This window comes from Empedobacter sp. UBA7252, from assembly GCF_002472765.1.
Classification (GTDB): domain Bacteria; phylum Bacteroidota; class Bacteroidia; order Flavobacteriales; family Weeksellaceae; genus Empedobacter; species Empedobacter falsenii_B.
The window spans coordinates 1-8,238 of the sequence record NZ_DKSQ01000025.1; the positions used below are offsets into that span (position 1 = coordinate 1).

The following is an 8,238-nucleotide window of genomic DNA, read 5'->3' on the forward strand; positions in this document are numbered from 1 at the left end:
AAAAGCCTCAAGTGAACAACTTGAGGCTTTTTTTGTGGGTATACGTCGCGCTTTAGACTGAACGTTTTAAGCTTTACGCATCTCCAGACTATGTTTTATAAAACAAGAAGCTTCCAATCAGTAAATAAGAGGCTTCTAATTAGTCAACAAGAAGCTTCTTCTTGATAAAAAGGAAGCTTCCTTTTTACAACTAACTCAGAACTTACAACTCATAACTCGATAACACTCCTTTGTAGATTTTTATTGTCAGTCTTAAATCTTATGTCTTATAACTTATTACTCAAAACTCAGAACTTAAAACCCGCGTTAGGGATAGTAGTGTAAATCCTTTTGTAGGAGTTGGATTTTCTGTAATCACTTCTAATCTTCTTTTACAAAAGATTGGAACGGATAGCCCAACCGAGCGATTTGCATTAGCTGTGTTTGTATTATTTTGGTTATTTTATAAATAATATAAATGGAAGGCAAAGAGCGAGGGAACGCCCAAATAATTACAAAAAAAGCCCAACCGAAGTTGAGCTTTTAAAATATAGATGAAAGGGTAATAATTTACTCGCCTAAATATGAAACTGTCTTAGAATCTCCTTCAACAGTAACTTTAGTCAAGTTATATTTTGCTAAATTTTTCATTGATTTGTCCCATTTTTTACCGCTTAAAGCAGCTTGAGATTTTAATTCATTCAAATCAATGTTTTCGTTAGCTTTTAAAATTTCAATAATTTGAGTTTCTTCTTCTGTCAATTCGTAAGCTGGTGCAGCTTTTTCTGGACGCATTTGAGGGAAGAATAAAACTTCTTGAATAGATGGATTATTTGTTAAGAACATAATCAAACGATCCATTCCGATTCCTAAACCTGATGTTGGAGGCATTCCGTATTCTAATGCACGTAAGAAATCTTGGTCGATAAACATTGCTTCGTCGTCACCTCTATCAGCTAAAGCCATTTGTGCTTCAAAACGCTCACGTTGATCGATTGGGTCATTTAACTCAGAATATGCGTTAGCAATTTCTTTTCCACAAACCATTAATTCGAAACGCTCAGTTAATTCTGGATTATCACGGTGCTTTTTAGTCAATGGAGACATTTCTTTTGGATAATCTGTAATGAAAGTTGGTTGAATGTAGTTTCCTTCACATTTTTCACCAAAAATTTCATCGATTAATTTTCCTTTACCCATAGTCTCATCAACCTCGATCCCCATTCCTTTAGCAGCTTCAAATAATTCTGCTTCAGATTTTCCATCGATATCAAATCCTGTAAAATCAATAATTGATTGACGCATTGTTACACGTTTGTAAGGTGCTTTGAAATCAATTTTATGTTCTCCGAAAGTTGTTTCAGAAGTTCCATTAACAGCAATTGCACAATGTTCTAATAATTGCTCTGTGAAATCCATCATCCAGTTGTAATCTTTGTAAGCAACATAAATTTCCATTGCTGTAAATTCTGGATTATGCGTACGATCCATTCCTTCGTTACGGAAGTTTTTAGAAAATTCGTAAACACCATCAAAACCACCAACGATTAATCTTTTTAAATATAATTCGTTCGCGATTCTTAAATATAATGGAATATCTAATGCATTATGATGTGTAATAAACGGACGAGCTGCTGCACCCCCAGGAATCGATTGTAAAACAGGAGTTTCTACTTCCATGTATCCACGATCGTTGAAGAAATTACGCATTGCGTTGAATAAACGTGTACGTTTTAAGAAAATTTCTTTCACGTGAGGATTTACAACCATGTCTACGTAACGCATACGGTAACGCAATTCTGGATCTGTAAAAGCGTCAAATACATGACCTTCGTCGTCAGTTTTTACAATTGGTAATGGACGTAAAGTTTTTGATAACAAAGTTAATTTTGTTACGTGAACAGAAATTTCACCTACTTTAGTTTTGAATTCATATCCTTCAATTCCAATAAAATCTCCGATATCCATCAATTTCTTGAAAATTGTATTATACTCAATTCCTTCTTCAGACGAAGAAATATCATCTCTCGAGATATAAACCTGTACACGACCTTCGCTATCTTGTAACTCAGCGAAAGAAGCTTTCCCCATTACACGAACACTCATCAATCGTCCGGCAAGCTTGACAACCTTTCCTTCTTCGTACTTTTCCTTAATTTCTTTAGAATTAGAAGTTATCACGAATTCTTCGGCAGGGTAAGGCTCAACGCCTAAGTCTCTTAATTGTTGTAGTTTTTCTCTACGAATAATTTCTTGTTCAGACAATTGCATAGTGAATATAATTTATATAAAATGAATGCAAAATTATGAAAAATAATCTTGATTCACGAAGTTTTTATGATTTAATAATGTAAGAATTATCAGTATTGATGCGAGTTTTAGTCTACTAACTCAAAACGGCGCTCTAATGTATAATCTGTATCTTGAAATTTTACCTTTTTGGTTTCGATACTATATGAAATCCAACCGTTATCCTTGATACGCGAAGTCGTTTTAACATAATATTTTATGTCGTCTTTCAATCTATTTTCAGAAGGCTGTTCTGTACCTAATTTTGTTGCTAATTCTTTTAGATAAGTATACCAAGAATTGGCCAACCAATCTTTATCGGCTTCCTGAAAACTTGACATAATGTAATTGGTTTGCGAAACTCCAATCTCATTCAATTTCAATTCTGTTGTAGCTGGAGTGGGAGAAGTGCTAAATAAATTGTCCATGTAAGATTGATAAACAAATGGCGCACTTTCTAAAGTAAAATTACTTTTTCCATAAAAATGATGGAATTGACGAATGTCTTTGTCAAATAATTTAACAATACTTTCTTCTGTAGAATATTGTTGAAGATTCTTTTTGATTAACGCAATCGCAGTAGGATTATCCAAATATTTATTCTCTAAATCTTCTGAAGATAAAACCAATTGTTTAATCGTTTTATCTAAATCTGTATAACCTAAAAATCGTCCGTCTTGATCTATTTTAAAGGAAATCGAAACATTATTAACTAACGAAAAAGGATTATTTAAAAATGATTTTGAATTGAATTGTATATTTCTGAAATTCCACTTTACAATGGTTTCGTTTTGATAAATATTTTCAACTTGAATAATAACGTTATAAGTATATTGTTCTTGATGCGAAATCGTATCATCTTCCAATTTCACTTCACTTGTTGTTACATTATATCGTTTTTCGTTTCCAATATTCCAATATGTTTTCGGGAAAATAATCGTTTCCTGAGGTGCATTAAAAATAGTATCATTTTCAACAACCGGTGATATTGTATCTTGAATAGGATCTTGAGCGAATATTTTTATCGAAAAAAATAGAAAAAACAGATAATATGTAAAGTTAATTTTCATTTATAAGCAATCAAACTAATTCAAAAATAGAGCAAATTATCTAAAATGAAGTTTGAAATTCGTTAAAAAATAAAACTTAGTCATTTAAAAGTTTTATACTTAATTGATTAACTGTTTTCTTAGAACCAATATTTAAGCTAAATAAATATTCAGATTTGATTAAAATTGAATTCAAATCGTATGTATTTTCATATTTTACTTTTAATTCAACTGTTTCTGAATATTTTTTGATTTCTTTTTTTACCTGTTCTTGCGACAAATTCAGTTTAGCGTCATTCAACATATAATACGCCATTTCTTCCCATAATTTCTCAAAATCATCTTTGCTCAAATTTTGGTCAGAAGCAATTGTATACGTACCTTTTTCTTTGTTGATGTCTTTTAGATAAGTATTTGTTGTAGAAGAAATTGGAAATCCAAAAATATTTTCCTGTACAGATTTTCCTTCATATGTTTCACCTAAACGAAAATATTGTCCATTAAAATAATTGAAAACGTGAATTTCTTGCTCAAAAACATACGGAACATATGTTTTCGATTTGACCATTTCCTCAATGTACGCAATATTTGCCTTATAATCATCAGATTTTTTGCGCTGTTTGCCAAGTTTATCTGTTATTTTAAGCAGTTTTTCTTCAATCTGAGGAACATTTAATAATTCTAAAAATTCTCCAGAAGGATTTGTTGTGAATTCGTATTCTATTCCTTCAGAATTATTGATAAAATCGCGGTAAAATTCGTCAGGATCATTAGATTGATTTTTACCATTTACAAATGTATACTTATTGGCAAAATCATTCTTGTCAACCAATTCCATCGATTTATTTGATTGGTTGATGACTTTAGACACCGTGTCATTTACAGATATCGAAAAGTTACGATCTATAAATGAGTAGTTATATATTTTGTTTAATTCTAAATTTGGTTTTACCTGTACAGATTTTTCTTCAAAATTCACCTGCGCAAAAATGGCAGGAGAGTATAGTAAAATCAAGGTAAATAGGCTTGTTTTCATTCTCTCTAAAAGTTGTACAAATATAGAATGATTATTGAATATCCAAGTTATTTATTGAACGAATCATTGTATCAATTGGCTTAGTTTCCGAAATTTCTTTTTCCATTAAAGTTCCACCGATTTCTTTCAGCTTTTTAACCTGCGGAATAAATCGATTTTCTAGTGAACCTATAGCTTTATTGTAACTTTGGGTTGCTTGGTTTAGATTATGACCAACCGTAGCTAAATGTTGTATTAAAACATTCACACGATTGTATAACTCTATTCCAGCATCTCGCATTTGATATATATTTTCCGCAACATTTAATTGTTGCCAGCTAAACGCAATTGTGCGAAGCATTGTAATCAAAGTAGTTGGTGTTGCAATAATTATTCTATTGTTTAGTGCATCTTCTATCAAAGTTCGCTCCAATTCTAACGCAGCACCAAAAGAACTTTCAATTTGCAGATACATCACCACATAATCGGGTGCTTCTGTGTATTGATTCCAATAAGCCTTAGAACTCAAATTCTTTAAATGTTCGCGTACAGCTTTCGCGTGCATTTGTAAATGATGTTTTCTCAAATTTTCATCTTCCGTTTCGAACGCAAGCATATATTGGTTTAACGGAACTTTAGAATCTACAATTACTTTTCGATTTCCAGGAAGATTAACGATTAAATCTGGGCGAAGCAAACCATTTTCTGATTGAACAGAAGTTTGTTCTTCAAAATCACAAAAAGACGACATTCCAGCAAATTCAACCACACGTCGCAAACCAATTTCTCCGTATTTTCCTCTTGTGTGTGAAGTTTTAAGAGCAGAAACTAATGTATTGGTTTCTTTTTGCAATTTATCAGTTGTACCACGCATTGAATCTAAGAAAACTTTAATTTCTGAATAAGCACCTTCTCGAGCTTTTTCTATTTCGGATATTTTTCCGTCAAATTTATTCAAGCTTTCATTTAATGGCTTGATTAACGAATCAATTGCTTGTTGACGTTTTTCTAAATCGTTTTGAGAATTAGAAAAATGTTTATCCAATGTTGTTTTCGCTAAATCAAGAAATTGTTCGTTATTACTTTTCAAAACTTGAGCTGAAAGTGCTTCAAATTGCTCTTTTAATCGTTCATTGGTTTCGAGCATAAACGATTTCTGATCCTCCACAGCTTTCATTGCTTCTTGATGGCGAACCGTTAATTCTGTATTTTTTTCGCGCTCTTTTTGCCATTGATCCAAATTGAAATTTGCATCATCTTTTATTTCGATAAATTCATTTTTTAGCGAATCATATTGTTTCTGAAGTTCTTGGTATTTTATTTCATTTCCAATTATGGCTGAATTTGCTTTCGATTTTGAATATAAAAAACTGATAACGGCTCCAATGATAAAAAAAAGGATGGATGAAAGTATGATTGCGCTGTTCATAATCTTAAAATTTAAACAAAGGAACGATTTTATACGACACAATATGTCGTTATTAAAAATAAAATCATAAAAAAACGATTTCTAAGAATTGTTTTTTCATCTTAAATTAATTGTTTTGATCTCTTTAGATAATTTTTGTGCCTTTTATAAAATTAATGTTAAGAAAAAAGACAGCTTGAAAAAGCTGTCTTTGTATGATCATAAATGAATAGAATCTTGGGATTCTGTCCTTAAATTATCTTTTGTTTCGAAGATAGAATTTTTGATGATTTGAGAACTTTCGTTCAAAATTGGTAAAATCTGGCTTTCGTCTTTTGTTTCTTTAAATCCTAGTTCTAAAATCGGATCGATATAATACAAAATACTTGATGTTAAAAGTAAAGAGATTATTAATCCTAAAGCCGCTCCACCAAATCGATTAATGATTCCTAAACCAACTGCTTCTACTGTTTTTTGTGTTAAACTTGACGCTAATTTTATTGTGAAAAAAGCAATTGCAAATGTAATAACTAACGCAACCAAAGAAGTTAAGCTATCTGCAACAATGTTGTAAGAATCGACATAAACTTCGATGATTTGATAAAATTTAAAACTGAACCAAATTGCTACAAAAAAACCGACTAACCCAATTAATTGAGAAATAAAACCTTTGAAAAATCCGTTGATAAAACCAAAAGCTAACGCAATTAAAATCAGAATATCAAGTTGATTGAAATCAGTCATTAAGCGTTTTGTAATTGATGTTTTTCAGCGATTTTTTTCAATGTTCCAACTAAGACATCAATATCTTCTTTAGTTGTTTTGTATGAAAAAGATACACGTAAAGGCGTCATTTGATCAATTTCTTCTTCTGTGTACAATGTTTGCATAACTAATGAAACTTTTGCTGCACCAGAACTGCAAGCACTTCCTTGTGAAACAGCGATACCAGCTAATTCTAATTCGAATCCGATTAAGGCATCATGAAATGGTAATTTGATGCTTAATAATGCATACAAACTTTTGTCTAAATCATCTGATAATCCATTGAAAGAAACGCCTGGAATAGCTGCTTTTAATTGATCGATTGTATATTGTTTAATTTCTTTGATGTGATTAACATGAGCTTCTAACTCATCAATTGCTAAATCAAAAGCTTTTGAAAGTCCAACAATTCCGTATACGTTTTCGGTACCAGAACGCATTCCTCTTTCTTGTCCTCCTCCAGCAATCAAGGCTTTTAAATGCGAAGCTTTTTTTGCATATAAAAATCCAGCACCTTTTGGTCCATGAATTTTGTGTGCTGAGCAAGAAGCGAAATCCATTCCCAAATCTTGGAAATCTAAATCGTAATGACCAACTGTTTGCACCGTATCTGTGTGGAACAATGTATTATTTTCTTGACACAATTGCGAAATACGTTTAATATCTGTTAAATTTCCAATTTCGTTATTAGCATGCATCAAAGAAACCAATGTTTTTTTAGATTGATCTTTAACTAATTCCTCTAATTGAGCATAATCAATGTCTCCATTTTTTTGAATATTGATGCGGATTACTTCAACTTTTCCACGATATTCTAAATCTTTGATACTTTCTTGTACGCATTTGTGTTCCATATCCGAAGTAATGATACGTGTAACATCTAAATCATTTACACAAGAACGTATAATCGTATTGTTAGATTCTGTCCCACAAGAAGTAAAATAAATTTCGGCAGGAGAAATATTTAAACGCTGCGCAATGTTCTTTCGAGCCATTTCTATAAGTGCCTTGGCTTCTCTACCAAAAACGTGGGTAGAAGATGGATTTCCGAAAACATTTTTCATCACATTTGCCATTTCGTCAACTACTTCTGGACGAATTGCTGTGGTTGCTGCATTGTCTAAATATACTCTTTGCATTATCGATTATTTACTGTATTGTTGTTTACTTTGAGGTTTTGAACAACAAATTTAAGTAAAATGTAAGGATTGAAAAAGTAAAATGTTATTTAAAACGCATCAAGTCCGAAGACAAAAATCTCCACTCAGGTGTAAGAAGTATGCCTTCTTTTGCAATATACCATGGTGAGATTAAATCGTTGCTTGGATTAGAAAGAATATGAATGTCTTGACTTGGATAATAACTTTGAGCCAAAATGAATATATTATTCCCATTTTTATCTTTCGCTAAATCAATTACCATTACAGCATGACTTTTTATATTTCCCTTTTGAAAAAATACATCGCCAATTTGAATCTCTTTGATAGAGATTGGTTTTAATAATTCAGCAATTGTATTTGAATTTGTATTTTCTAAATAATAGATCAAATATTGCATGTATTTCGTATGAGAATAATCTCCTTTTACATAGTCAGTGTAAGGAATTGGCTTTGTAGAAATTTTAGACAATTTATCTATTTCATTGTATTTTTTCGAACGGAAGAAATACTCTAAACGCAAACTCATCATCGCATTTGCATTAAACTGTACATTTTTTTTGGGTTGTTCTAAAT

At 31.4% G+C, this 8,238-nt stretch carries 7 protein-coding genes; all 7 read right to left on the bottom strand.

Annotation, left to right across the window (positions count from 1 at the left end; translation table 11 throughout):
* Window positions 1-549 precede the first annotated feature (549 nt).
* Window positions 550-2,250, bottom strand: coding sequence for a lysine--tRNA ligase (gene lysS, locus B2X73_RS04070; protein WP_286496432.1), 1,701 nt, complete (start codon window positions 2,248-2,250; stop codon window positions 550-552).
* A gap of 107 nt (window positions 2,251-2,357) precedes the next feature.
* Window positions 2,358-3,338, bottom strand: a complete 981-nt coding sequence (locus tag B2X73_RS04075) for a hypothetical protein (protein ID WP_291095797.1) — start codon at window positions 3,336-3,338, stop codon at window positions 2,358-2,360.
* 76 nt (window positions 3,339-3,414) lie between these two features.
* Window positions 3,415-4,353, bottom strand: coding sequence for a hypothetical protein (locus B2X73_RS04080; protein ID WP_221854594.1), 939 nt, complete (start codon window positions 4,351-4,353; stop codon window positions 3,415-3,417).
* A 31-nt stretch (window positions 4,354-4,384) separates the two neighbouring features.
* Window positions 4,385-5,761, bottom strand: a complete 1,377-nt coding sequence (rmuC, locus tag B2X73_RS04085; protein ID WP_280050156.1) for a DNA recombination protein RmuC — start codon at window positions 5,759-5,761, stop codon at window positions 4,385-4,387.
* A 198-nt stretch (window positions 5,762-5,959) separates the two neighbouring features.
* On the bottom strand, window positions 5,960-6,484 hold the full coding sequence (locus tag B2X73_RS04090) for a CvpA family protein (protein WP_286496127.1): 525 nt from the start codon (window positions 6,482-6,484) through the stop codon (window positions 5,960-5,962).
* Window positions 6,484-7,644, bottom strand: coding sequence for a cysteine desulfurase family protein (locus tag B2X73_RS04095; protein ID WP_291095800.1), 1,161 nt, complete (start codon window positions 7,642-7,644; stop codon window positions 6,484-6,486). The genes B2X73_RS04090 and B2X73_RS04095 overlap by 1 nt, the downstream gene beginning before the upstream one ends.
* Before the next feature lie 85 nt (window positions 7,645-7,729).
* Window positions 7,730-8,238 (bottom strand): DUF4846 domain-containing protein (locus B2X73_RS04100; protein WP_291095802.1); only part of this gene is annotated, 509 nt, incomplete at its 5' end.

Excerpts from the sequence above, each read along its gene's own strand:
- B2X73_RS04095 (WP_291095800.1), bottom strand. The coding sequence starts at position 7,644 with ATGCAAAGAGTATATTTAGACAATGCAGCAACCACAGCAATTCGTCCA.
- B2X73_RS04075 (WP_291095797.1), bottom strand. The coding sequence starts at position 3,338 with ATGAAAATTAACTTTACATATTATCTGTTTTTTCTATTTTTTTCGATA.
- lysS (WP_286496432.1), bottom strand. The coding sequence starts at position 2,250 with ATGCAATTGTCTGAACAAGAAATTATTCGTAGAGAAAAACTACAACAA.
- rmuC (WP_280050156.1), bottom strand. The coding sequence starts at position 5,761 with ATGAACAGCGCAATCATACTTTCATCCATCCTTTTTTTTATCATTGGA.
- B2X73_RS04090 (WP_286496127.1), bottom strand. The coding sequence starts at position 6,484 with ATGACTGATTTCAATCAACTTGATATTCTGATTTTAATTGCGTTAGCT.
- B2X73_RS04080 (WP_221854594.1), bottom strand. The coding sequence starts at position 4,353 with ATGAAAACAAGCCTATTTACCTTGATTTTACTATACTCTCCTGCCATT.